We start from the raw sequence: 24,955 nt of genomic DNA on the forward strand, positions 1-24,955 counted from the left end.
CTCAACAGCCAAAGGTCGGCGAGACAACGTCCCTATATGTCCTGCCGGCTTTCGTCGGATGGAAAGCCAAGCAATTGGCTTTCCATCCGCTTCCCACTGCGACGAGGACGAGGTCGGCTGTTGCCGCCGGCTTCGCCATTTGTCACCGCACCGGAGCCAGCAGCGCGAAATGCGCGCCTTGCGGGTCCTGGCACTGGACCACCCATTGCGCGCTCGGCACCTCCATCGGCCCCATCAGCACCTTGCCGCCATTGTCGGTGACGCGCTTGGCGGCGGCGTCGATGGCATCGACGTTGAAGTAGAACAGCCAGACCGGGACCGAAATCTGCGGCGGCTTGTTCATCATGCCGCCGCCCGATTCCGGGCCGGCGCCGAAGGTCTGGTAGATGCCCATCTCGCCCATGTCGAATTGGCCGGCGCTCTCCCAGCCGAACTGGCCTGAATAGAAGTCGAAAGCCGCCTTCCAGTCCGAAGTGTAGAGTTCGTGCCAGCCGATATGGCCGGGCGTGGTGGCAGGCACCGGCGGCTGCTCGGGCTGGTTGGGCTGCAGGAACATGAAGGTCGCCCCTTGAGGATCGGCGACGACGGCGAAGCGGCCGACGCCGGGAATGTCGTCCGGCGCGCGGTGGACAGCGCCGCCCGCCTCCTGCAAAGCCTTCGTCGAGGCGTCGACATCCCTGGTGTAGATATAGCCGAGCCAGGCCGGCGGCATGCCCATCTTGGCGGCGTCTTCCGGCAGCGTCATCAGCCCGCCGACGCCGCGCACGCTGGAATTCATCACGATGTAGCGCGGCATGCCCGGCGCCTGGTCGAAGGGCTCGGCCCTCCAGCCGACGACGGCGGTGTAAAAGGTCTCGGCGGCGTCGAGGTCGGTGGTCAAAAGTTCATACCAGAAGAAAGGTTGCGGGGATTTCGGCATGGTCGGTCTCCTTACCGGTTCAGGCAGCAATCGCGGTTCGATCCATCCTAGGACGATCTCGGCGACAGAAATCCGACATCTGGACCAGAAATCGCGAACGGCAAGGCGTAGGAAACCTTGATCTTGCGTGTCATGCGATTTTCGATTTTGCTGGCGTCAAAGAGGGGTTCTTTTTCCATTGCGTCGAATGTCGCTCACGCCGGAGCTTGTCGCGCTGTGCCACCGGGAGGAGGTCGATCCTGGCCCCGACGGCAGCTGGGCGCAGTTGGACGACGATGATTTCGGAGTGCTCGCCTCGCGCCTGTCCGGCGAAGCCGACGAAGGTCCGCTGTGGGTGTTCGCCTATGGCTCATTGATCTGGAAACCGGCCTTCGAGTCCGTCGAGCAGCGGCGTGCCGCCGCGCATGGCTGGCACCGTTCATTCTGCCTCGACATACAACGCTGGCGCGGCAGCCGCGAGCAGCCTGGATTGATGATGGCGCTGGAACGGGGCGGCCGATGCGATGGCGTCATCTACCGCCTGCCGGACGGCGAAAAGACCGCCCAGATCGAAAGGCTGCTGCGGCGTGAGATCGACGACCACGAGGCCGTCAGCTCGGTCAGATGGGTTCCGGTGCGCACGACGCAGGGATCCTTGCGAGCGCTTGGTTTCTGGGTCGGCGTGACCGGCAGGGGCACGTCGCTCAGGCAGCCGCTGGAAAGGGTGGCAAAGATACTGGCGCGCGCCTGCGGCCATGTCGGCTCGGGCGCCGAATATCTCTACAACACCGTCAGCCACCTCGAGACGTTCGGCATCCATGACCGCAATCTGTGGCGATTGCAGGAACTGGTCGCCGACGAGATCAGGTCGATCCATGGCCACAGGATCGCAGTCAGCGAGCCGTCGGCTGTCGCAGTCGGCGCTATAACATGAGTATAACAATCATGTTTTTATCGAGCCATTCCAGTGGTTTGGCCGAAAATTGACCAATTGATAAAAAAATAAAACGTGCTAGCCTTCCCCAAAACGACAACAAGGGGAACTGGAATGGCGACTGGTCATTTCATCGAAGGCATCGCCGGCGGCCGGCTGTCTTCCGAGCAATATGCCGACAATTTCTCCGATCTGCATCCGCCGCTCGACCATCACGAGGCGCTGGTCGAGGCCGATCGCTGCTATTTCTGCCACGACGCCCCGTGCATGAATGCCTGCCCGACGTCGATCGACATCCCGCTGTTCATCCGGCAGATCGCGACAGGCAATCCGCTCGGCTCGGCCAAGACGATCTTCGACCAGAACATCCTCGGCGGCATGTGCGCCCGCGTCTGCCCGACCGAGACGCTCTGCGAAGAGGTTTGCGTGCGCGAGGTTGCGGAAGGTAAGCCGGTGCAGATCGGCCGGCTGCAGCGCTACGCCACCGATGTCGCGATGGACGAGGACAAGCAGTTCTACAAGCGCGCCGAACCGACTGGAAAAACGGTCGCGGTGGTCGGCGCCGGGCCTGCGGGTCTCGCGGCGGCGCATCGTCTTGCCCGCCACGGCCATGACGTGACGATCCTCGAGGCGCGGCCCAAGGCGGGAGGTCTCAACGAATATGGCATCGCGGCCTATAAGAGCGTCGACGATTTCGCCCAGGCGGAAGTCGACTATGTCACCTCGATCGGCGGCATCGACATCCAGAACGGCAAGGCGCTCGGCCGCGACTTCCAGCTCTCCGACCTGATCCGCAACTACGACGCGGTGTTCCTCGGCCTCGGCCTTGGCGGCATCAATGCGCTGCGCGCCGACGGCGAGGAGGCGTCCGGTGTCGCCAACGCCGTCGAGTTCATCGCCGAACTCAGGCAGGCGAGCGATCTCGGCAGCCTGCCGGTCGGCCGGCGCGTCGTCGTCATCGGCGGCGGCATGACGGCGATCGACGCCGCGGTGCAGTCGAAACTGCTCGGCGCCGAAGAGGTGACGATCTGCTACCGGCGCGGGCAGGAGCACATGAACGCCTCCGGCTTCGAGCAGGATCTCGCCGCCGCCAACGGCGTCACCATCCGCCACTGGCTGCAGCCGAAGCGCGTCATTGCCGAGAACGGCAAGGTGTCGGCAATCGAGCTCGAATACACCGCGATCGACGGCGACAAGCTTGCCGGCACCGGCGAGACGCTGACGCTCGCCGCCGATCAGGTGTTCAAGGCGATCGGCCAGAGTTTCACGTCCGCGGTGCTCAACGGCAGCGTCGCCTCGATCGAGCTCGAGGCCGGCCGCATCAAGGTCGACGCCGAAGGCCGCACCTCGCTGGCCAAAGTCTGGGCGGGCGGCGACTGCATCTTCGGCGGCGACGACCTGACGGTCTCGGCCGTGGCGCAAGGGCGCGACGCCGCCGAGAGCATCCACCGGGCGCTGACCTCTAACGGGAGGGCATGAGCATGGCAGACATCCGCAACACTTTCGTCGGCATCAAGTCGCCCAATCCGTTCTGGCTGGCCTCGGCGCCGCCGACCGACAAGGCCTACAATGTCGAGCGCGCCTTCAAGGCGGGCTGGGGCGGCGTGGTGTGGAAGACGCTGGGCGAAGAAGGCCCGCCGGTCGTCAACGTCAACGGCCCGCGCTACGGCGCGATCTGGGGCGCCGACCGCCGCCTGCTCGGCCTTAACAACATCGAGCTGATCACCGACCGCGACCTGCAGACCAATCTGCGCGAGATGAAGCAGGTGAAGATGAACTGGCCGGATCGGGCGCTGGTCGCCTCGATCATGGTGCCTTGCGTCGAGGAGAGCTGGAAAGCGATCCTGCCGCTGGTCGAGGAGACCGGCGCCGACGGCATCGAGCTCAATTTCGGCTGTCCGCACGGCATGAGCGAGCGCGGCATGGGCTCGGCGGTCGGCCAGGTGCCGGAATATATCGAGATGGTGGTGCGCTGGTGCAAGCAGTACACGCGCATGCCGGTCATCACCAAGCTGACGCCCAACATCACCGATATCCGCAAGCCGGCCCGCGCGGCGAAGGCCGGCGGCACCGACGCGGTGTCGCTGATCAACACCATCAATTCGATCACCGGCGTCGACCTCGACAGCTTCGCGCCGCAGCCGACCATCGACGGCAAGGGCTCGCATGGCGGCTATTGCGGCCCGGCGGTGAAGCCGATCGCCATGAACATGGTGGCCGAGATCGCGCGCGATACAGAAACGCACGGTCTGCCGATCTCCGGCATCGGCGGCATCACCACCTGGCGCGACGCCGCCGAATTCATGGCGCTCGGCGCCGGCAACGTGCAGGTCTGCACGGCGGCGATGACCTACGGCTTTAAGATCGTGCAGGAAATGATCGCCGGCCTAGAGAACTGGATGGACGAGAAGGGCCATGCCTCGCTCTCCGACATCATCGGCCGCGCCACGCCCAACGTCACCGACTGGCAGTATCTCAACCTCAACTATGTCGCCAAGGCGCATATCGACCAGGATGCCTGCATCAAGTGCGGCCGCTGCCACATCGCCTGCGAGGACACCTCGCACCAGGCGATCACCTCGATGGTCGACGGTCTCCGGCATTTCGAGGTGATCGAGGCCGAATGCGTCGGCTGCAACCTCTGCGTCAATGTCTGCCCGGTGGAAGGCTGCATCACCATGGAGCCGCTGGCGGCGGGCTCGATGGACCAGCGCACCGGCAAGCCGGTGTCGCCGACCTACGCCAACTGGACGACGCACCCGAACAATCCGATGGCCAAGGCGGCGGCGGAGTAGGGCAGGCATTCAAAGGAAGCGGCGCTTTCCGGCGCCGTTTTTCGCTCTCACTATTGCGGATAAAAAATATCCATGATAAAAACTATCCATGAATACGAGTGACAGAGCATGAAGCTGGGAGAGGGCGTCGAAGCGGCGATCCATTGTGCCGCCATGCTTGCCGGCATCGACGATAACAGTACCATGTCGGGCGCCGCGATGGCCGAAGCCTTCGGCCTGTCGCCGAGCTATCTGTTGAAACATCTCAATCAGCTCACGACGGCGCGTATCCTGGAATCGGTGCCGGGGCCGGCGGGCGGTTACAGGCTGGCGCGAGCGGCAGAACAAATCACGCTGCTTGATATCGTGCTGGCCGTCGAGGGACGGGAGCCTGCTTTTCGTTGCGGCGAAATCCGCCAGCGTGGCCCGGTCAAGCTCGATGCGTCGGCTTACGTGAAGCCCTGCGGCATCAATGCGGCGATGCTGAAGGCGGAGCGCGCCTATCGCGCAGCCCTCGCCGAGGCAAGGCTTTCCGACATCGTTGCCGATTTCATGAACGACGCTGATCCGCGCACGATCGCCGCAAGCTGCGCCTTCGTCGAGCGCCACCAGCGGCCGCAGAAATCCGGTCCGCCCAAGCAGATCTGAACCCAACTCCAAACCCACCCAAACCTGGAAGGAAAGACGATGAAATCGAGACTGCAATTTTTCGCCAAGGCGCCAGAGATCATGAAGGCGGTGTCGGCGCTCAACAAGGCCGTCGACGAATGCGGGCTGGAAGTGAGCCTGCTGCACCTGATCAAGCTTAGGGCCTCGCAGATCAATGGCTGCTCGTATTGCGTCGAGATGCACAGCCGTGAGGCGCGGCGCGACGGCGAGAGCGAAACCCGGCTCTATCTCGTCGCCGCCTGGAAGGAATCGCCGCTGTTTTCCGAGCGCGAGCGCGCCGCCTTCGCCTGGACCGAGGCCGTGACGCTGATTGCCGACAACGGCGTATCGGACGAACTCTACGCCCGCACGCTCGAGCATTTTTCGGAAGAGGAACTGGTCAAGCTCTCGGTCGCGCTCGGCATGATCAACACCTGGAACCGGCTGTGCATCCCATTCCACGCCATCCATCCGATGCCGGCCGCCAAGGCTGCCTGAGTTTATCTATCGACAGCGTGGGCCTTTCGAAGGCCCACGCTTTTTCATTTTTGGGATCAATGGCATGTTTGAGAATTTTCAGAATGAGATTCTGGTCGGAGCGCGGCTGCTGCTTGGCGGCGCTTTCGTTTTTGCCGGCCTGCGCAACATCCAGAACAGAAAGCTGGTCGCATCGTTGATGGCTGCGCGCGGTGTGCCACAGGCCGGGCTTGCCCTGTGTCTGGGCATTGCGCTGCAGGTCGTCGCCGGTGCGCTGGTGATTGCCGGCATATGGACGGCGCCTGCGGCAGCAGCCCTGATCCTGTTCCTCGTTGTCGCGACGCCGATGTTCCACAATTTCTGGGACCATCAGGGACCGGATCGTGCATCCCGCATCAATGGCGTCGTCAGCAATGTTGCTTTGGCCGGCGGGTTCCTGGCGCTGATCGCGCGCTTTCTGTGACCACCGGCTGTCCGGTTCGGCGTAATTTGCGGCCGCGCGTAATCGCTCTGTCGCGATTGTGCTGTATGAAAGCTGGGGGTTGGCGCGGGTAGGGCGGCTATGGAGCAGAGCTGGACTGCATTCTGGGCACGCGTTTCGGAAGCCTTCCATCAGGCGCTGTTTCCGTTCCGGGCAATTGCCGAAGCCTTTGGCGGGCACCCAAGCGACATCCAGATCTGGTGTTTCCTGTGCGGCCTCTTCTTCCTGGTGCTGGTCGCCATACAGACCTATGGCGACATCGTGCTCAAGCGTCGCGGCGCCTTTGCCACAGGCAAGGTGATAAGCATCGACAAGTCGAGCGACGGGCCGGACACGCCGGTCATCGAATTCGCCGACCGACAGGGTAAGGCGTGGCGTTTCGAGTCGCATCTGCCCGTCAACAGAACGACCAGGAATGTCGGCGCGCCGGTCAACGTGATGTACGATCCGCTTCGCCCGAAGCGGGCACGCGAAGTGGGCCGCCCGCTGATGAAGGCGATCCACCTGATTGTCTGGTATGCGGTTGTCGCCGGGCTGATGGTGCTGGCCTTCTTGCCCGGCCTGATTTCCAATTAACTATTCAGGCGGCAAAGCGCAGGCCGCCGTCGCAGGTCAGGACCTGGCCGGTCATGAAGCCGTTGGAGACCAGGAAGGCTATTGCCGCGGCGACGTCCTCGGCGCGGCCTATGCGACCGACTGGCGTCTTGCCCGCGTACTCGGCAAAGACAGCCTGCCGCTGCTCGTCCGGCAGAAAATCCCACCAGGGCGTATCGATCACACCCGGCGCCACGACATTAACGCGCAGCGGCTTCAGCTCGACCGCCAGGATCGGCGCTACGGTGAGCAGCATTCCGTTGATGGCGCCGATGCCGGCGATGCCGGGCGCCGCGAGCTGTGCCGAGACGGCTGAAATGAAGGTGACCGATCCGGCTATGTTCAAGGTCGGCAGCGCCGCCTGCAGGCAGGCCAGCTGCGGCCGGACCTTTTCGTCGACGCCGCTGCCGATATCGGTGAGGTCCAGCGTTGCGAATGGCCCCAGACCCTTGCCGCCGCTTGCCGCAAGCACGAGATGATCGAATGGGCCGAGATCGGTGAAGAAGCGCCGCACCTCGTCCGGTTCGGTCGCGTCGAATGCAGCCTTGCCGACGGTGCCGCCAAGGCTCTTCCAGGCGCTCTTCAGCTTTTCCTCGTTGCGGCCGGTGATCGTCACTTTCATTGTGGGGCTGACCAGCCGCTTTGCCGTGGCAAGGCCGATGCCGGACGAGCCGCCGATGATCACGCAGTGTTCGATAGTCTCGCTCATGAGTGCTGTTTCCTGGACTTCGTGGAGGATTGTCCGGTCACGTCGAGGCTGAGGTCCCGCAACCGGCGGCGGGCCTTTTCGTCATAGGCCTGTGCATCGGCGCGCGATTCCCGCTGGCCGTCGAAATAGAGGCCGCTGCGGCCTTCGAGCGCCGGTGAGGCGGCGAGGTTGACAATGGCGTCGGCGCCGGTCTCCACCGAGCTCCATGGCGTGACGCCTGCTTGCCGGACCATCGTCGTGTCCATGTAGCTTGCCGGATGGAGCGCGTTGACGGTGACGCCGGAGCCCTCGAGCTGTTCGGCCAGGTCGATAGTGAACAGGATCTGCGCCAGCTTGCTCTGGCAATAGGCGCGCACGCCGCTATAGCCATGGGTCAGCATGACGTCGTCGAAGTCGATCGCCTGCTGGCCGGCCGAGGCGACATTGACGATGCGCGCCGGGGCGCTGGCCTTGAGCAGCGACAGCAACTCGGAAGTCAGCAGGAAGCCGGCGAGATAGTTGACGGCGAAGCGCAGCTCATAGCCGTCGGCGCTCACCTGCCTTTTGGCGCCCTGGCCGCCGGTGCCGACGCCGGCATTGTTGATCAAAACATCGAGCCGGTCGGTTCTTTCGCGCACGGCTTCGGCAAGGCCGCGCACTTCGGCAAGCGAAGCGAGGTCGGCGGCGAGAAATTCGGCCTTGCCGCCCTTTGCTACGATGGCGGCCACCACATCCTTGCCCCGGCCTTCGTCGCGGCCGTGCACCAGCACGCGGGCGCCGGCGGCGCCGAGTCTTTCGGCGACCACGCGGCCGACGCCGTCGGTCGAGCCGGTGACGAGAACGGTTTTGTCCTTGGGTTCCATGTTCAGAGCCTCCTTGTGTTGCTCTGAACGCAAGATGGGGCGCGGCGCGCATCCCAAACAGTTCAAACTTTATCCTGGTATCAATACTGCTATAATAATGTCATGGATGCCGTGACCCAATCCCCCGATGACAGCCGCCGCCACGAGCTCGGCGCCTTCCTGCGCTCGCGCCGCGAGAGGCTGTCGCCCGCCGACATCGGCATCGCGACCGGCGCCAGGCGGCGCACGCCCGGGCTGAGGCGCGAGGAAGTGGCGATGATCGCCGGTGTCGGCACCACCTGGTACACCTGGCTGGAGCAGGGCAGGGACGTGCGGCCCTCGGCGGAAGTGCTGACGGCGCTCTCGGAGGCATTGCGCCTCGACGCCATCGAGAAGCGGCATCTGTTCATCCTCGCCGGTCGACAGCAGCCCGAGCGGCGCGCGGCGTCGCCCGAAAAAGTCGACGGGACGCTGCTGCACATGCTGGAGAACCTCGTCCTGCAGCCGGCCTATGTCGTTGGCCGGCGCTGGGACGTGCTGGCCTGGAACGATGCGGCGGCGGCCGTGTTCGGCGACTATGGCCTCTTGGAGGGCGATGCGCGCAACATCGTGCACCTGGTGTTCACCAGCACGCACCACCGCCGGCTGCTGGTCGACTGGGAAGCGCGCGCGCGCGTGGTGCTCGCTTCTTTTCGCGCCGAGAGCGCCAAATATGTCGGCGATCCGGATTTCGAGCGGCTGATCGCGCTGATGATGCGCTCAAGCCCGGAGTTCCGGGATTGGTGGCCAAGGCGGGACGTGGCGCGAAGGCTGACGGGGGTGAAGCATGTCCGCCATCCCAGCGCCGGCGCGATGGCATTCGAGCATATGAGCCTGTCGATCGACGACGGCTCGGACATGCGGCTGATCGTCTACACGCCGTTGCCCGAGCAGAATTCGGTCGCCAAGCTGAAGAAGCTGCTCGAAGCGCAGCCTGTCAAGAAGCGCAGCGCCTGACGGGTTCCGGCTCAGCCCTTCGGCTTCAGCCCGTCGAGGAACAGTTGCTCCAGGAAGCGCGCGGCGTCCTCGAAGCGGCCTTCGCCGCCGCGATCGGGGCCGAGCACGGCGCGGACCTGGACATCGAAATCGGCATAATGCTGCGTCGTCGCCCAGATCGAGAAGATCAGGTGCCAGGGGTCGGTGCGGGCGATCTTGCCGGCGCGCATCCATCCCTTGATGACGGCGGCCTTCTCGTCGACCAGCGTCTTCAACTCGCCCTCCAGCATCGGCATGATGCGCGGCGCGCCCTGCAGGATCTCGTTGGCGAAGAGCCGGCTTTCGCGCGGAAAATCGCGCGCCATTTCGAGCTTGCGGCGGATATAGCTTTTAAGTTCGGTCATCGGGTCGCCGATGTCGTCGAGTTCGCGCAGCGGCGCCAGCCAGGTGTCGAGCAGCCGCTGCATCAGCGTCTCGTGAATGTCTTCCTTGCGGCGGAAGTAATAGAGAAGGTTCGGCTTCGACATGCCGGCGGCCTCGGCGATCTGGTCGATGGTCGAGCCGCGGAAACCGTTGGTTGAGAAGACTTCGAGCGCGGCTTCCAGGATCAGCTCGCGCTTTTCCTGCTGGATGCGGGTGCGGCGGGGCGCTGAACCTTCCATCGTCGCCGTCACCCCCGCAAAACTTTGCCGTGCGCGCGATCTGGACCAATTCTCTGGACCAGTTTTTCCTTGGCCTGTGGAGCGCGCTTCCGATGCCGCATTTCCGTTAGTAATCCCTTGACCGCCCACATGGCGGTGCTAACGTTTGTCCAATCGGTCAAAAATTTGCGTAGCACGAAAACGCAGCGAAGACCAAGCGTTGGCCTCACCGAAACAGGTTACAAGGGGAAGTCTTGGTCATGTCCAACCGGCTGAAAGTCACGCCGAACGATCTCAGCGCATTCTGGATGCCGTTCACGGCAAACCGGCAGTTCAAGCAGGCGCCACGCATGTTTGTGTCCGCGAAGGACATGCATTACACGACAAGCGACGGCCGCAAGGTGCTCGACGGCACCGCCGGCCTGTGGTGCGTGAACGCCGGCCACTGCCGGCCGAAGATCACCGAAGCGATCCAGAGCCAGGCGGCGGAGCTCGACTATGCGCCGGCCTTCCAGATGGGCCACCCGATCGTGTTCGAGCTGGCGAATCGTCTGGTCGACATCGCGCCGAAGGGCATGGACCATGTCTTCTTCACCAATTCCGGCTCGGAATCGGTCGAGACCGCGCTCAAGATGGCGATCGCCTATCACCGCGCCAGGGGCGAGGGCTCGCGCACCCGGCTGATCGGCCGCGAGCGCGGCTATCACGGCGTCAATTTCGGCGGCATCTCGGTCGGCGGCATCGTCAGCAACCGCAAGATGTTCGGCACGCTGCTCGGCGGCGTCGACCACTTGCCGCACACGCACCTGCCGGAGAAGAATGCCTTCTCGAAGGGCGTGCCGGAACATGGCGCGGAGCTGGCGAACGAGCTGGAACGCCTCGTCGCGCTGCATGATGCTTCGACCATCGCCGCCGTCATCGTCGAGCCGGTCGCGGGTTCCACCGGCGTCATCCTGCCGCCGAAGGGCTATCTGCAGAAACTTCGGGAAATCTGCACGAAGCACGGCATATTATTGATTTTCGATGAAGTGATCACCGGCTTCGGCCGTCTCGGCGCGCCGTTCGCGGCGGATTATTTCGGCGTCACGCCGGATATCATGACCACGGCAAAGGGCGTTTCCAACGGCGTAATACCGATGGGCGCGGTGTTCGTGAAGAAGGAGATCCACGACGCCTTCATGACCGGTCCGGAACACATGATCGAGTTCTTCCACGGCTACACCTATTCGGGCAATCCGATCGCCTGCGCCGCGGCGTTGGGCACTTTGGACACCTACAAGGAAGAAGGCCTGCTGACGCGTGGCGAAGAACTCGCGCCTTACTGGGAAGACGCGCTGCATTCGCTGAAGGGCGAGCCGCATGTCATCGATGTCAGAAACATCGGCCTGATCGGCGCGATCGAGCTGGCGCCGATCCCCGGTAGCCCGACCAAGCGGGCCTTCTCGGCCTTCGTCAAGGCATTCGAGCGCGGCGCGCTGATCCGCACCACCGGCGACATCATCGCGCTGTCGCCGCCGCTGATCATCACCAAGGGCCAGATCAACGAACTGATCGACCATGTTCGGGACGTTCTGCGCTCGATAGACTAAACTGCTTCAACCGGTCGGGCGGCGTCGGGAACCGCCGTCCGATCGGTGACATGAAATGAGAGGACTTTGAATGGCCGCCCCCGGCGAGAATCTGCGAGTGAATTCAGACCGTTTGTGGGATTCCATCATGGAGATGGCGAAGATCGGCCCCGGCATTGCCGGCGGCAACAATCGCCAGACGCTCACCGATTCCGATAAGCAGGGCCGCGAGCTGTTCAAGTCCTGGTGCGACGAGGCCGGGCTCACCATGGGCGTGGACCAGATGGGCACCATGTTCATGACGCGACCCGGCACCGATCCGGACGCGCTGCCGGTCTATGTCGGCTCCCACCTCGATACCCAGCCGACCGGCGGCAAATATGACGGCGTGCTCGGCGTGCTCTCCGGCCTGGAGGTGGTGCGCTCGCTCAACGATCTCGGCATCAAGACGAAGCATCCGATCGTCGTCACCAACTGGACGAACGAGGAAGGCGCCCGTTTCGCGCCGGCCATGCTTGCGTCGGGCGTGTTCGCAGGCGTGCATACCCAGGACTACGCCTATGCCCGCAAGGACCTCGACGGCCTAACCTTCGGCGACGAGCTGAGGCGGATCGGCTGGGTCGGCGACGAGAAGGTCGGCGCGCGCAAGATGCACGCCTATTTCGAGTACCACATCGAGCAGGGACCGATCCTCGAAGCCGAGAACAAGCAGATCGGCGTGGTTACGCACTGCCAGGGCCTGTGGTGGCTCGAGTTCACGCTGACCGGCAGGGAAGCGCATACCGGCTCGACGCCGATGAACATGCGCGTCAATGCCGGTCTCGCCATGGCGCGCATCCTGGAAATGGTGCAGACGGTCGCCATGGAAAACCAGCCGGGCGCCGTCGGCGGCGTCGGGCAGGTGAAGTTCTCGCCCAATTCGCGCAATGTTTTACCGGGCACGGTGATCTTCACCGTCGACATCCGCTCGCCGGACCAGGCGAAGCTCGACGGCATGCGCGCCCGCATCGAGAAGGAAGCGCCGAAGATCTGCGAGCCGCTCGGCGTCAAATGCTCGGTCGAGGCCGTCGGCCATTTCGATCCGGTGACCTTCGATCCGACGCTGGTAGGGCGCGTGCGCACTGCGGCCGAAAAACTGGGCTACAGCCACATGAACCTCATTTCCGGCGCCGGCCACGACGCCTGCTGGGCGGCCAAGGTCGCGCCGGCGACCATGGTCATGTGCCCCTGCGTCGGCGGTCTCAGCCACAACGAGGCCGAGGACATCTCCAAGGAATGGGCGGCGGCAGGCGCCGACGTGCTGTTCCACGCGGTGGTCGAGACGGCGGGAATCGTTGAATGACCGGATAGATCCGCCATCTCGCAACACCGCTCGCAAAGAAGCGCGAAAAGATCAGGGGAACAAGAGAATGACCAAAGTCATCAAGAACGGCACCGTCGTCACCGCCGACCGGACGTGGAAGGCCGACGTGGTGTTCAGCCACGGCAAGATCATCGCCATCGGCTCGGACCTGCACGGCGATCATGAGTTCGACGCCACGGGCTGCTACGTCATGCCGGGCGGCATCGATCCGCACACCCATCTCGAAATGCCTTTCATGGGCACCTATTCGGCCGACGATTTCGAATCCGGCACGCGCGCGGCGCTCTCCGGCGGCACGACGATGGTGGTCGACTTCTGCCTGCCGGCGCCGCAGCAGTCGCTGCTCGAGGCCTTGCAGATGTGGGACAACAAGACCTCGAAGGCTGCCTGCGACTATTCCTTCCACATGGCGATCACCTGGTGGGGCAAGCAGGTGTTCGACGAGATGGCGACCGTCGTCGACCGGGGCATCACCTCGTTCAAGCACTTCATGGCCTATAAGGGCGCATTGATGGTCGACGACGACGAGATGTATGCGTCGTTCCAGCGCTGCGCCGATCTCGGCGCGCTGCCGCTGGTCCACGCCGAGAATGGCGACGTGGTCGCTGCCCTCTCGCAAAAACTGCTTGCCGCCGGCAACAACGGGCCGGAAGGCCATGCCTATTCGCGCCCGCCGGAGGTGGAGGGCGAAGCGACCAATCGCGCCATCATGATCGCCGACATGGCCGGCGTGCCGCTCTACGTCGTGCACGTCTCCTGCGAGCAGAGCCACGAGGCCATCCGCCGCGCTCGCCAGAAGGGCATGCGGGTGTTCGGCGAGCCGCTGATCCAGCACCTGACGCTCGATGAGACCGAATATTTCAACAAGGACTGGGACCATGCGGCGCGGCGTGTGATGAGCCCGCCCTTCCGCAGCAAGTGGCATCAGGATTCGCTGTGGGCGGGCCTGCAGGCCGGCTCGCTGCAGGTGGTGGCGACCGACCACTGCTCCTTCACCACCAAGCAGAAGCGCAACGGCGTGGGCGACTTCACCAAGATCCCGAACGGGACCGGCGGGCTCGAGGACCGCTTGCCTATTCTTTGGACCACCGGCGTCAACACCGGCCGGCTGACGATGAACGAGTTCGTGGCGGTGACCTCGACCAACATCGCCAAGATCCTCAACATGTATCCGAAGAAAGGCGCGATCGTCGAAGGCGCCGACGCCGACATCGTCGTCTGGGATCCGAAGCGCAAGAAGAAGATCTCGGCAAAGAAGCAGCAGTCGGTGATCGACTACAATGTCTTCGAAGGTTTCGAGGTGACCGGCCTGCCGCGCTTCGTCTTCTCGCGCGGCGAGCTCTCGATCGAAGAGGCTGATATCAAGGCCAAGATCGGCCATGGCGAGTTCGTCGCCCGCGAGCCGAACGCCGCGGTCAACCGGGCGCTGTCGACCTGGAAGGAGATTTCCGCGCCACGCCAGGTGGAGCGCACCGGCATTCCGGCGACGGGAGTTTGAGCGTGCGGGCTCCCTATCTTGCAATCGCGGCTGCCTCGCTGCTGACCGCAGGCTCGGCCTTTGCTGCCGGCATCGACCTCAGCAAGCCTTACGGCGACAAGTATGGCTGCATCAACAGGAACGGCCAGGAAGTCGCCGCCGATCAGATGCTGCTTGTGACCGACCAGGAGCTGATCACTGCGGCCAGCGCCTGCACCTTCAGCGACAAGCAGGTGCAGGCCGATGGTTCGCTTGTGGTGACAGCAAAATGTGAGGCGGAAGGCGAAGAGGGGCAGTCGCCGACAAAGTTCATCATCAAGCGCAGCAAAAAGAATGCGAAGAAGCTGGTGGTGACCGACCAGGACGGCAATGCAATGGGAGAAGTCTCCCGGTGCAAATGACGGCAATACCGTCGACCTCAGGCAACCAAGGCATCCAGTTCCGGCAGCAGGACAACGCTCTCCTGCTCGTTGGGATCGGTGCGGGCAATGACGGCCGAGGAAGGCGCGCCGCTCAGATTGGCGGGCAGATGCGGCACGCCAGCGGGGATGTAGAAGAGGTCGCCGGCCTTGACGACGATATGATGCTCGAGTCGGTCGCCGTACCAGGTGTGGACCTCGCCGGAGAGCACATAGATCGCCGTCTCGTGGTTCTCATGCATATGCGCCTTTGCGCGGGCGCCGGGTGGCATGGTGAGAAGATGCATGCAGATGCCGGAAGAGCCGACGGTCTCGGCGGCGATTCCGGCGAAATAGCTCAGCCCCTGCTTGCCTTCATAAGTGCTTTCAGGGCGAATAAGATGACAAGTGGGTTTAGGCGACATCGGCAAAGCTCCGGGCGTCGATCGAATGGGACTGGACGAGTGGAAAACAACATCAACGCAAAAGCAACGGGATTTCATCCTGCGCGGCAGCGGCTGCGAAAGGCAGGTTTCTGCCAATGATCGGACAGTCGCCAGCCGTCGTTTCGGCAAGCAAGCTCGGCCTCACCTTCCAGACCAATGACGGTCCGGTGCAGGCGCTGTCCAATGTCGATCTCACCATAGGCAAGGGCGAATTCGTCTCCTTCATCGGCCCCTCCGGCTGCGGCAAGACGACCTTGCTCAGGGTCATCGCCGATCTGGAGAAGCCAACCTCGGGAGCGATCTCAGTCAACGGCATGACGCCGGAGCAGGCGCGCGAGAAACGCGCCTATGGCTATGTCTTCCAGGCAGCCGCCCTTTTCCCGTGGCGCACGATCGAGCGCAATGTGGCGCTGCCGCTGGAGATCATCGGCCTCTCCAAGGCAGAGCAGGTGGAGCGCATCAAGCGCACGCTGGAACTGGTCAACCTCGCCGGTTTCGAGAAGAAATACCCCTGGCAACTTTCCGGCGGCATGCAGCAGCGCGCCTCGATCGCCCGCGCGCTCGCTTTCGACGCCGATTTGCTCCTGATGGACGAACCGTTCGGCGCGCTCGACGAGATCGTGCGCGACCATTTGAACGAGCAGCTTCTGGAATTGTGGGAGCGGACCAACAAGACGATCTGCTTCGTCACCCATTCAATCCCCGAGGCGGTCTATCTGTCGACGCGCATCGTGGTGATGTCGCCGCGGCCGGGCCGCGTCACCGACGTCATCGAATCGACGCTGCCCAGGAAGCGGCCGCTCGACATCCGCGAGACGCCTGAATTCCTGGCGATCGCAGCACGCGTGCGCGATGGGTTGAGGGCCGGGCACAGCTATGATGATTGAGCGCCGTCAGGAGCGAGCGCCTGCCCGCGCCTTCGTCGTCCCAGGGCGGAGCGCCCGCGATGCGGCGTGCGTGAAGGGAGCGGCCAACCACGCCTTCGTCATCCTAGGGCGAAGCACGCGCGAAGCGGCGTGCGCAGACCCTAGGATCCATGCCGTGACGTCGACCGAAAGGTCAAAGCGGTCGAGAAGAAGACCTGCCTATGCGAGCACGGGCGCAGGAACCATATTCTGCACCGCTGCGGAGCGGTTAGGTAACGGTATGGATCCTAGGGTCTGCGCCGCGTCGCTCCGCTCCTTGCTTCGCCCTAGGATGACGAAGAGGAAGGCGCCCGGCCTTCGCTTCGCTCCGGCCACCCTCTCCCCGGTGGGGAGAGGAGAAGGGCGGCGCTAGATGGACTCCTTCCGTTCCAAGATCATCCCCGTCACCACCATCCTCGCCGGCCTGGTGGTGATCTGGTACGTCTTCGCCGTTATCCTCAACGCGCCCTTCCAGCGCGATCTCGACCAGAGGGCCAACGAGACCCCCGGCACCGTCGAATTCGTCGGCAAGACGCTGTCGCAGCCGAAGCCGACGCTGCCGGCGCCGCATCAGGTGGCGGTGAACTTCTTCGAGAACACCTTCCTGCGGTCGATCACCTCGAACCGCAGCCTCGTCTACAATGCCTGGGTGACGCTGTCCTCGACGCTGCTCGGCTTTGCCTTCGGCACGGCGCTGGGCGTCGTCATCGCGGTCGGCATCGTGCATGTGGCGACGCTCGACCGCAGCCTGATGCCGTGGATCATCGCCTCGCAGACCGTCCCGATCCTGGCGGTGGCGCCGATGATCATCGTGGTGCTGGCGGCGATCGGCATCACCGGCCTGGTCCCGAAGGCGCTGATCTCGACCTATCTCTCTTTCTTCCCCGTTGCTGTCGGCATGGTGAAGGGCCTGCGCTCGCCCGAGCTCATGCATCTCGACCTGATGCACACCTACAACGCCTCCCGCTCGCAGACCTTCTGGAAGCTGAGGGTGCCGGCTTCGGTGCCGTTCCTGTTCACCTCGATGAAGGTGGCGGTGGCGGCAAGCCTGGTCGGCGCCATCGTCGGCGAACTGCCGACCGGCGCGGTCGCCGGCATCGGGGCCAAGCTCTTGTCCGGCGCCTATTACAGCCAGACGATCGACATCTGGTCGGCGCTGGTCGCTGGTTCCGTGGTCGCTGCGCTGCTGGTGATGGTGGTCGGCATTGCCGGCCGCCTGGTCGACCGCGCCATGGGCGGGAGGCCGGCATGAACTGGCTGAAACCATCCTGGCAAGCGATGCTTGCGATCGTCTTTTGCCTCATCGCCTTCGCGCTCGGCGCGATGTCGAAGCCGGAAGCGGCCGCGCTGGCCCAGCCCGCCGCGACGATCGCCTACCCGTATTGGGGCACAAAGGGCCTGATCCTCGCGCTGCTGCTGATCGCCGCGCTTGTTTCCACCGTGAGACTCGCGCCGGTTGTCGAGGCCGCCGTGCTGTTCATCGGCGCCCATTTCGCTGCCTGGCTGCTGATCAAGGGCATAGGCGGCTTCGAGGGTACTGCGTTGGCGCCTTACTTTTTGACTCTCGCAGCCGCCTGGTTGCTTGCCTGGCGCTGTGTGGCCCTCCTATCTTCGCTAAGACCCGCGGCCAACGGGGCGAAGACCGCGCTGCGCCTCATCATCCCCGCGATCTTCGGCGCCTGGATCCTGATCATCTGGGAAGCGGTGACGCGGGGCGCCGGCATCCCGTTCATCCTTTTGCCGCCGCCAAGCGCCATCGGCGCGCGCATCGCCAACTCGCTGCCGATCCTGGGGTCGGATGTGCGGCAGACCATCTTCAAGGCGGTGCTGGTCGGCTATATCGTCGGCAACCTCGCCGGCTTTATCGTCGCCATCCTCGCCGACCGCGTGCCGTTCCTGCGGCGAGGGCTGCTGCCGATCGGCAACATGGTGTCGGCGCTGCCGATCATCGGTGTAGCGCCGATCATGGTGATGTGGTTTGGCTTCGACTGGCCGTCCAAGGCCGCGGTCGTCATCATCATGACCTTCTTCCCGATGCTGGTGAACACGGTCGCCGGGCTTGCCGCCTCCGGCCATATGGAGCGCGACCTGATGCGCACCTATGCGTCGGGCTACTGGCCGACCTTGCTGAAGCTCAGGCTGCCGGCGGCAATGCCGTTCATCTTCAACGCGCTGAAGATCAACTCGACGCTGGCGCTGATCGGCGCCATCGTCGCGGAGTTCTTCGGCACCCCGGTGGTGGGCATGGGATTCCGCATTTCGACGGAAGTCGGGCGGATGAACATCGACATGGTGTGGGCCGAAATCGCAGTTGCAGCACTGGCGGGTTCGGTCTTTTATGGCGTGGTCGCTCTAGTCGAGAGAGCCGTCACGTTTTGGCATCCCTCTGTCCGTGGTGGATAGGGGCGGTGGGTTCAAGGGTGCTAACTTCAGAGGGTAAAAACATGAAAAGACTTGTAATTTCTGCCTTGGCCGGGGCGATGTCGCTGGCCGCTTTCCAGGCGATGGCCGCCGACAAGCTGACGCTGCAGCTGAAATGGGTCACCCAGGCCCAGTTCGCCGGCTACTATGTCGCCAAAGCGAAGGGCTTCTATGATGCCGAGGGCCTCGACGTCGACATCAAGCCGGGCGGTCCCGACATCGCGCCCGAGCAGGTGATCGCCGGCGGCGGCGCCGACGTGATCGTCGACTGGATGGGCGGGGCGCTCGCCGCGCGCGAAAAGGGCGTGCCGCTGGTCAACATCGCCCAGCCGTTCAAGAAGGCGGGCATGGAGCTGGTCTGCCCGAAGGACGGCCCGATCAAGACCGAGGCCGATTTCAAGGGCCATACGCTGGGCGTCTGGTTCTTCGGCAACGAATATCCGTTCTACGCCTGGATGAACAAGCTCGGCCTCAAGACCGAGGGCGGACCGGACGGCGTCACGGTGCTGAAGCAGAGCTTCGATGTGCAGCCGCTGATCCAGAAGCAGGCGGACTGCATCTCGGTCATGACCTATAACGAATACTGGCAGCTGATCGACGCCGGCTACAAGCCGGAGCAGCTCACCGTCTTCAACTATTCGGCGATGGGCAACGACCTGCTCGAGGACGGGCTCTACGCGCTGGAGGACAAGCTCAAGGATCCGGCCTTCGAGGACAAGATGGTGCGCTTCGTGCGCGCCTCGATGAAGGGCTGGAAATACGCCGTCGACAATTCGGATGAGGCGGCCGGCATCGTCATGGACAATGGCGGCCAGGACGAGAACCACCAGAAGCGCATGATGGGCGAAGTGGCCAAGCTGATCGACAATGCCGACGGCAAGCTCGATCCGGCGACCTATGAGCGCACCGCCAAGGCGCTGCTCGACCAGAAGATCATCGCCAAGGAGCCTTCCGGCGCCTACACGACGGCGATCACGGACAAAGCGATCAAGTAGGGCCTATCAAGCAATATTGCGATCTTGAGAACGGCGCCTCAGAGGCGCCGTTCCTTTATGGTGTTCATGACGAAGCTGGTCTCGATCGAAGCGACGCATTTCAGCCGCGCGATCTTTTCCTTGATGAAGCGCTCGTACTGTTCAAGGCTTCCTGCCACCACCTTCAGCACATAGTCGCGCGAGCCGGTGACGAGGTGGCATTCCAGGACCTCTTCCCAGCCGCGGATCGCGTCCTCGAACATGACGATCTCGTCCTCGTTCTGACGGCTGAGCCGGATGGTGGCGATGGCAACCATACCCCAGCCGAAGGCGGCCGGATCGACCAGCGCGGTGTAGCCTCTGATAACGCCGGCTTCCTCCAGCCGCCGCACGCGCCTCAGGCAGGGCGACGGCGACAGGCCGATCCGCTCGGCAAGCTCGTTGTTGGTGATGCGGGCGTCGGCCTGCAGCTCACGCAGGATCTTGCGGTCGAAATCGTCGGCTATTTTCTGCTGCATTTTCGGCCTCTCCTGGCAAGAGATTGCGATAACGCAGCCATGGGAGCCCAAAAATAGCAAGGACTGCATGATTGGGATCGCATAAATTGCGGTACGACACTCCTCGAAAAGCAGGAAAAAGCCATGACCGCGCCGCGCCCTTCGAAAACCCATATCGGCAACCACAAGCTCCACCCTGAGACGCTGATGCTGAGCTATGGCTTCGATCCCCAGCTCTCGGAGGGGGCGGTCAAGCCACCGGTGTTCCTCACCTCGACCTTCGTGTTCAAATCGGCGGAAGAGGGGCGCGACTTCTTCGACTACACCTCGGGCCGCAAGGAGCCGCCGAGCGGCACGGCTTCCGGTCTGGTCTATTCGCGCTTCAACCACCCCAACAGCGAGATCGTCGAGGATCGGCTGGCGATCTACGAGGGGACCGACGCCTGCATCCTGTTCTCGTCCGGCATGTCGGCGATCGCGACGACACTTTTCGCCTATGCTCGCCCGGGCGACGTCATCCTGCACTCACAGCCGCTCTATGGCGGCACCGAGACGCTTCTGACGCGTACGCTCGCCGGCTTCGGCATCGAGGCTGTCGGCTTCGCGGACGGTGTCGATGAGGCGGCGGTACGCGTGGCTGCCGACGCTGCCACGGCCAAGGGCCGCGTGTCGGTCATCCTGATCGAGACACCGTCAAATCCGACCAACAGCCTTGTCGACATTGCGCTGATGCGGAGGATCGCCGACGAGATCGGCGTCCGGCAAGGAACGACGCCGATCATCGTCTGCGACAACACCCTGCTCGGTCCGGTATTCCAGCGGCCTATCGAACACGGCGCCGATGTTTCCGTCTATTCGCTGACCAAATATGTCGGCGGCCATTCCGACCTGATCGCGGGTGCCGCCATGGGCAGCAAGGCGGTCACCAAGCCGATCAAGGCGCTGCGCGGCGCGATCGGCACGCAGCTCGACCCGCATTCCTGCTGGATGCTCGGCCGTTCGCTGGAAACGCTGTCGATCCGCATGGAACGGGCAAACGACAACGCGCGCCTGGTCGCCGAATTCCTGCGCGACCATCCCAAAATCGAGAGGGTGCACTATCTGCCGTTTCTGGACGAGGATACATCAGCGGGCCGCACCTACCGAGCACAATGCAGTGGCGCCGGTTCGACATTTTCCTTCGACATTCGCGGCGGCCAGAAGGCGGCTTTCGGATTTCTCAACAGCCTGCAGATCTTCAAGCTGGCGGTCAGCCTCGGCGGTACGGAATCGCTGGCCAGCCATCCGGCGGCCATGACCCATTCCGGGATTCCCTACGACGTGCGCCAGCGCATCGGCGTGCTTGAGACCACAGTCAGGCTGTCCATCGGCGTCGAGCATGCTGACGATCTGATCGCCGACCTGACACAGGCGCTGGCGGCCGTCTGATCATTACCGTCGTGGAATCTGAAAAAGGGGCGGGCGATCGCCCTTTTTTCGTGGCGCGGGTAAAATCTGCGTGTGCCGGGATACATCGGGCCACTCCGCCGTTGCAGTGATGCATCCGCGCGCCGGGGAGCCGCGGCGGAGCTGTACTCAACGGAGGTTCTTCATGCGCATCCAATCCTTGCCGCTGCTTTCGGCGCTAGCGGTTTCGACCGCCTTCCTGCTCGCATCGCCGGCCATGGCCGAGACGATGAAGTTCAAGGCGACGCTCGATGGCAGCCAGCAGACCCCGCCCGTCACCACCAAGGGCAAGGGAACTGCCACGTTCACATTCAACACCACCAGCAAGAAGCTTAGCTGGAACGTCAAATATTCCGGCCTCAGCGGCCCGGCGGCAGCCGCTCACATTCACGGTCCGGCCGCGATGGGGCAAAATGCCGATCCGGTAATCCCGTTCAAGAAGCTCAAGAGCCCGATCAAGGGGTCGGCGACCTTGACCGATGCGCAAGCGGCCGATCTGGAAGCCGGCAAGTATTACGTCAACGTCCACACCAAGGCGAACCCTGACGGCGAGATCCGTGGCCAGATCGAGAAGGCGGCGGCGTCGATGTAGCAGGGTTTGGTGGCCAAAAACGAGGCGGGCGCCCCGCCTCGTTTTTGGGGTCACGACTTGTCGCGGATCTGCGTCAGCGTGCGGGTCGGCGTGATCGCCTCGGGATCGAGCTTGATCTCGACGATCGCCGGCTTGCCGCTGGCGCGGGCGCGTTCGAAGGCAGGCGCGAAGTCTTCGGTCTTCTCGACCGTCTCGCCATGGCCGCCATAGGCGCGGGCAAGCGCGGCGAAGTCCGGGTTCTTGAGGTCAGTGGCGACGACCCGGCTCGGATATTCCCGCTCCTGATGCATGCGGATCGTGCCGTAAATGCCGTTGTTGACGACGATGACGATGATCGGCAGGTCGTATTGCGCGGCGGTCGCGAATTCCTGCCCGTTCATCAGGAAGCAGCCATCGCCGGCGAAGGCAACTACGATGCGATCCGGGAACAGCGCCTTGGCGGCGACCGCGGCCGGAGTGCCGTAGCCCATCGAGCCTGAGGTTGGTGCTGCCTGCGTGCCGAAGCGGCGGGAGCGGTAGAAGCGATGCACCCAGGTCGCGTAGTTGCCGGCGCCGTTGGTGAGGATGGCGTCCTCCGGGAGCGTCTCATTCAGATAGTCCATGATCGGCCCCATCTGGACCGCGCCCGGGCCGGTTTGCGGCGGCGTCGACCATTCGAGATAGGCGGCATGCGCCTTTTCCGTCTCTGGTGACCATGAAGGCTTGGCGGCAGGCTTGCGCCTGGCAAAGGCCTCGACGAAAGCGGCGGACGAGGCGTTGATGGCAATCGTCGGCCGGTAGACGCGGCCGAGCTCGCCGGCATCGGCATGGACATGGACCAGCGCCTGGTCGGGGTAGGGGCTCTTCAGCAGCGTGTAGTCGGAGGACGGCATCTCTCCCATGCGGCCGCCGATCAGCAGCACGACGTCGGCCGCCTTGATCTGCGCCGCAAGTTTCGGATTGATGCCGATGCCGACGTCGCCGGCGTAGTTCGCATGAAGATGGTCGAACAGCATCTGGCGGCGGAAGGAACAGCCGACGGGAAGCGACCATGCCTCGGCGATCGCGCGCATCCGCGCCACCGCCTGCTCGTCCCAGCGCGTGCCGCCGAGGATGACGAACGGGCCCTTGGCACCGGCGAGCAGCATTTCCAGCGCGTCGAGCTCGGCCTCGCCGGGACGCGTCTCCACCGGCGTATGCGGAAGCGCTTGCGGCGCCTCGACCTCGCTGGTCAGCATGTCCTCGGGCAGCGAGATGACGACCGGACCGGGGCGGCCGGATGTCGCCACCGCGAAAGCGCGAGTGACGAATTCCGGAATGCGCGCGGCATCGTCGATCTCGATCACCCATTTGGCGATGTCGCCGAAGAAGCGCTTGTAGTCGACCTCCTGGAAGGCTTCGCGCTGCTTGGCGTGGCTGGCGACCTGGCCGATGAACAGGATCAGCGGCACCGAATCCTGCATGGCGATGTGGATGCCGGCCGAGGCGTTGGTGGCGCCGGGGCCGCGGGTGACGAAGCAGATGCCGGGCTTGCCAGTCAGACGTCCCTGGCAATCGGCCATCATTGCCGCACCGCCTTCCTGGCGGCAGACAATGGTGCGGATCGACGAGTCATGCAGCGCATCGAGCACCGCCAGATAGGATTCGCCGGGCACGCAGAAGATGCGGTCGGTGCCGTTCGCTTCGAGCGCCTCGACGATCAGTTGTCCGCCGGTCTTCATTTTGCTGATCCCTCCAGTTCGGCGAGGATTTCCTCTGTGTGCTCGCCGAGCCGCGGCGACGGGCGCTCGTAGACGAGCGGCGTGCCCGACATCACCATCGGCGCGCGCACCGAAGGCAGAACGTTGCCGTGGCCGTCGTCGAGGTCGAGCCGCATGCCGCGCGCGATGGTCTGCGGGTCGGCGAACATCTGGCCGATCGTGTTGATCGGGCTTGCGGGCACGCCCGCCGCTTCGAGCTTGGCCAGCAGCCGATCGCGATCCCAAGTGCTCAGCGTCTCGATGATCAGCTCGCGCAGCTTGGCCCGATTGGCGACGCGCGCGGGATTGGTGGCGAAATCCGGATTGGCAGGCAGATCGGTGAGGCCAACAACGGCGCAGAACTTGCCGAACTGGCCGTCATTGCCGACCGCAAGGATGATGTGGCCATCCTTCACCGGCAGCACCTCGTAAGGCGCGATGTTCATATGGGCGTTGCCCATCTGCACCGGCGATTTGCCGGAAACGAGATAGTTGAGGTTCTGATTGCCGAGCGCCGAGATCTGGCTGTCGAAAAGCGCCATGTCGATATGCTGGCCTTCGCCGGTCTTCTCGGCGTGGCGCAGCGCCGCCTGGATGGCGATCACCGAATAGAGGCCGGTGAACAGATCGGAAATGGCGACGCCTGCCTTCTGCGGCTCGCGGCCGGCCTCGCCGGTGATCGACATCATGCCGGCCATCGCCTGGATGATGAAATCGTAGCCGGCGCGGGGCGCGTAGGGACCGTCCTGGCCGAAGCCGGTGATCGAGCAATAGATGAGGCGCGGGTTGACCTTCCTCAGGCTCTCATAGTCAAGGCCGTACTTCTTGAGCCCGCCGAGCTTGAAGTTCTCGATCAGCACGTCGGCGGTGGCGACGAGGCGACGCAGCGTGTCGGCGCCCTCGGGCTTGGCAAAATCGATGGCGATCGACCGCTTGCCGCGATTGCAGGAATGATAGTAGGCCGCCGACAGGTTCTCGCCGTCATGGCTCATGACGAAGGGCGGACCCCATTTGCGGGTGTCGTCGCCGCCGTCCGGGCTCTCGACCTTGATGACATCGGCGCCAAGATCGGCGAGCAACTGCCCGGCCCAGGGGCCCGCCAGGATGCGGGCGAGTTCGATAACGCGGATGCCTTTCAGCGGGGGTTCGGCCATGGATCACCGTGATGGGTCGAAAGCGCAGCCTCTATCAACAGCAG

General features: G+C 63.9%; 26 protein-coding genes. 18 read left to right on the forward strand and 8 right to left on the reverse strand.

Annotated features, from left to right (window positions below; genetic code table 11):
• Window positions 1–142: 142 nt before the first annotated feature.
• Complete coding sequence (locus EN874_RS16095) at window positions 143–919, reverse strand: VOC family protein (RefSeq protein WP_127425624.1); 777 nt, start codon at window positions 917–919, stop codon at window positions 143–145.
• A 178-nt stretch (window positions 920–1,097) separates the two neighbouring features.
• Between EN874_RS16095 and EN874_RS16100 the strand changes: the two genes are divergently transcribed.
• From EN874_RS16100 to EN874_RS16130, 7 genes are all read left to right on the forward strand, one after another.
• The gene (locus EN874_RS16100; protein ID WP_127425625.1) at window positions 1,098–1,832 is read left to right on the forward strand and encodes a gamma-glutamylcyclotransferase; all 735 of its coding nucleotides are present in this window, start codon (window positions 1,098–1,100) and stop codon (window positions 1,830–1,832) included.
• Window positions 1,833–1,946: 114 nt separating this feature from the next.
• The gene (locus EN874_RS16105) at window positions 1,947–3,311 is read left to right on the forward strand and encodes an NAD(P)-dependent oxidoreductase (RefSeq protein WP_127425626.1); all 1,365 of its coding nucleotides are present in this window, start codon (window positions 1,947–1,949) and stop codon (window positions 3,309–3,311) included.
• A 2-nt stretch (window positions 3,312–3,313) separates the two neighbouring features.
• Window positions 3,314–4,627: an NAD-dependent dihydropyrimidine dehydrogenase subunit PreA gene (gene preA / locus EN874_RS16110; protein WP_127425819.1), complete on the forward strand. Its 1,314-nt coding sequence runs from the start codon at window positions 3,314–3,316 to the stop codon at window positions 4,625–4,627.
• Between the two features lie 108 nt (window positions 4,628–4,735).
• A complete protein-coding gene (locus tag EN874_RS16115) occupies window positions 4,736–5,254 on the forward strand; it encodes an Rrf2 family transcriptional regulator (RefSeq protein ID WP_127425627.1) in 519 nt (172 codons plus the stop codon).
• A 39-nt stretch (window positions 5,255–5,293) separates the two neighbouring features.
• Entirely contained in the window at window positions 5,294–5,752 is a 459-nt protein-coding gene (locus tag EN874_RS16120; RefSeq protein WP_127425628.1) for a carboxymuconolactone decarboxylase family protein, read from the forward strand.
• Window positions 5,753–5,816: 64 nt separating this feature from the next.
• Window positions 5,817–6,194, forward strand: coding sequence for a DoxX family protein (locus EN874_RS16125; protein ID WP_127425629.1), 378 nt, complete (start codon window positions 5,817–5,819; stop codon window positions 6,192–6,194).
• Between the two features lie 99 nt (window positions 6,195–6,293).
• A complete protein-coding gene (locus tag EN874_RS16130; RefSeq protein WP_127425630.1) occupies window positions 6,294–6,788 on the forward strand; it encodes a DUF3592 domain-containing protein in 495 nt (164 codons plus the stop codon).
• Between the two features lie 4 nt (window positions 6,789–6,792).
• Here EN874_RS16130 and EN874_RS16135 read toward each other — a convergent pair whose 3' ends face one another.
• Window positions 6,793–7,515: an SDR family oxidoreductase gene (locus EN874_RS16135; protein ID WP_127425631.1), complete on the reverse strand. Its 723-nt coding sequence runs from the start codon at window positions 7,513–7,515 to the stop codon at window positions 6,793–6,795.
• Window positions 7,512–8,357: an SDR family oxidoreductase gene (locus tag EN874_RS16140; protein WP_127425632.1), complete on the reverse strand. Its 846-nt coding sequence runs from the start codon at window positions 8,355–8,357 to the stop codon at window positions 7,512–7,514. The genes EN874_RS16135 and EN874_RS16140 overlap by 4 nt, the downstream gene beginning before the upstream one ends.
• Window positions 8,358–8,459: 102 nt before the next feature.
• Between EN874_RS16140 and EN874_RS16145 the strand changes: the two genes are divergently transcribed.
• The gene (locus tag EN874_RS16145; RefSeq protein WP_127425633.1) at window positions 8,460–9,332 is read left to right on the forward strand and encodes a helix-turn-helix transcriptional regulator; all 873 of its coding nucleotides are present in this window, start codon (window positions 8,460–8,462) and stop codon (window positions 9,330–9,332) included.
• 11 nt (window positions 9,333–9,343) lie between these two features.
• On the opposite strand, the gene EN874_RS16150 is transcribed toward EN874_RS16145, so the two are convergent.
• Window positions 9,344–9,973, reverse strand: coding sequence for a TetR family transcriptional regulator C-terminal domain-containing protein (locus tag EN874_RS16150; RefSeq protein ID WP_127425634.1), 630 nt, complete (start codon window positions 9,971–9,973; stop codon window positions 9,344–9,346).
• 239 nt (window positions 9,974–10,212) lie between these two features.
• On the opposite strand from EN874_RS16150, the gene EN874_RS16155 reads away from it, so the two are divergent.
• The 4 genes from EN874_RS16155 (at window position 10,213) to EN874_RS16170 (ending at window position 14,761) form a co-directional block, all read left to right on the forward strand.
• Window positions 10,213–11,541: an aspartate aminotransferase family protein gene (locus EN874_RS16155; protein WP_127425635.1), complete on the forward strand. Its 1,329-nt coding sequence runs from the start codon at window positions 10,213–10,215 to the stop codon at window positions 11,539–11,541.
• A gap of 70 nt (window positions 11,542–11,611) precedes the next feature.
• Window positions 11,612–12,862 carry a Zn-dependent hydrolase gene (locus tag EN874_RS16160; RefSeq protein ID WP_127425636.1) on the forward strand — a complete coding sequence of 417 codons (1,251 nt, stop codon included), beginning with the start codon at window positions 11,612–11,614 and terminating at the stop codon, window positions 12,860–12,862.
• Window positions 12,863–12,929: 67 nt separating this feature from the next.
• Complete coding sequence (gene hydA, locus EN874_RS16165; RefSeq protein WP_127425637.1) at window positions 12,930–14,381, forward strand: dihydropyrimidinase; 1,452 nt, start codon at window positions 12,930–12,932, stop codon at window positions 14,379–14,381.
• A gap of 2 nt (window positions 14,382–14,383) precedes the next feature.
• Entirely contained in the window at window positions 14,384–14,761 is a 378-nt protein-coding gene (locus EN874_RS16170; RefSeq protein ID WP_127425638.1) for a hypothetical protein, read from the forward strand.
• Between the two features lie 17 nt (window positions 14,762–14,778).
• Here the strand turns inward: EN874_RS16170 and EN874_RS16175 are convergent, their stop codons facing one another.
• A complete protein-coding gene (locus EN874_RS16175) occupies window positions 14,779–15,189 on the reverse strand; it encodes a cupin domain-containing protein (RefSeq protein ID WP_189343863.1) in 411 nt (136 codons plus the stop codon).
• Window positions 15,190–15,299: 110 nt separating this feature from the next.
• Here EN874_RS16175 and EN874_RS16180 point away from each other — a divergent pair, with 110 nt between their 5' ends.
• The 4 genes from EN874_RS16180 to EN874_RS16200 all read left to right on the forward strand — a co-directional run bounded on the left by EN874_RS16180 (window position 15,300) and on the right by EN874_RS16200 (window position 19,525).
• Window positions 15,300–16,091, forward strand: a complete 792-nt coding sequence (locus EN874_RS16180; protein ID WP_127425639.1) for an ABC transporter ATP-binding protein — start codon at window positions 15,300–15,302, stop codon at window positions 16,089–16,091.
• 391 nt (window positions 16,092–16,482) lie between these two features.
• Window positions 16,483–17,361: an ABC transporter permease gene (locus EN874_RS16190; protein ID WP_127425640.1), complete on the forward strand. Its 879-nt coding sequence runs from the start codon at window positions 16,483–16,485 to the stop codon at window positions 17,359–17,361.
• The gene (locus tag EN874_RS16195) at window positions 17,358–18,512 is read left to right on the forward strand and encodes an ABC transporter permease (protein ID WP_127425641.1); all 1,155 of its coding nucleotides are present in this window, start codon (window positions 17,358–17,360) and stop codon (window positions 18,510–18,512) included. Before EN874_RS16190 ends, EN874_RS16195 begins: the two co-directional genes overlap by 4 nt.
• A gap of 41 nt (window positions 18,513–18,553) precedes the next feature.
• Window positions 18,554–19,525: an ABC transporter substrate-binding protein gene (locus EN874_RS16200; protein WP_127425642.1), complete on the forward strand. Its 972-nt coding sequence runs from the start codon at window positions 18,554–18,556 to the stop codon at window positions 19,523–19,525.
• Between the two features lie 38 nt (window positions 19,526–19,563).
• Here EN874_RS16200 and EN874_RS16205 read toward each other — a convergent pair whose 3' ends face one another.
• Complete coding sequence (locus EN874_RS16205) at window positions 19,564–20,022, reverse strand: Lrp/AsnC family transcriptional regulator (protein ID WP_126088435.1); 459 nt, start codon at window positions 20,020–20,022, stop codon at window positions 19,564–19,566.
• 123 nt (window positions 20,023–20,145) lie between these two features.
• On the opposite strand from EN874_RS16205, the gene EN874_RS16210 reads away from it, so the two are divergent.
• A complete protein-coding gene (locus EN874_RS16210) occupies window positions 20,146–21,429 on the forward strand; it encodes a cystathionine gamma-synthase family protein (RefSeq protein WP_127425643.1) in 1,284 nt (427 codons plus the stop codon).
• Between the two features lie 163 nt (window positions 21,430–21,592).
• The gene (locus EN874_RS16215; protein ID WP_126088437.1) at window positions 21,593–22,039 is read left to right on the forward strand and encodes a CHRD domain-containing protein; all 447 of its coding nucleotides are present in this window, start codon (window positions 21,593–21,595) and stop codon (window positions 22,037–22,039) included.
• 50 nt (window positions 22,040–22,089) lie between these two features.
• Here EN874_RS16215 and EN874_RS16220 read toward each other — a convergent pair whose 3' ends face one another.
• Together EN874_RS16220 and EN874_RS16225 are read right to left on the reverse strand one after the other, a co-directional pair.
• Window positions 22,090–23,739, reverse strand: a complete 1,650-nt coding sequence (locus tag EN874_RS16220) for a thiamine pyrophosphate-binding protein (protein ID WP_127425644.1) — start codon at window positions 23,737–23,739, stop codon at window positions 22,090–22,092.
• Window positions 23,736–24,911 carry a CaiB/BaiF CoA-transferase family protein gene (locus tag EN874_RS16225; RefSeq protein ID WP_127425645.1) on the reverse strand — a complete coding sequence of 392 codons (1,176 nt, stop codon included), beginning with the start codon at window positions 24,909–24,911 and terminating at the stop codon, window positions 23,736–23,738. Before EN874_RS16225 ends, EN874_RS16220 begins: the two co-directional genes overlap by 4 nt.
• Between the last annotated feature and the right edge of the window lie 44 nt (window positions 24,912–24,955).

This window comes from Mesorhizobium sp. M1D.F.Ca.ET.231.01.1.1, assembly GCF_003999155.2.
Lineage (GTDB): Bacteria > Pseudomonadota > Alphaproteobacteria > Rhizobiales > Rhizobiaceae > Mesorhizobium.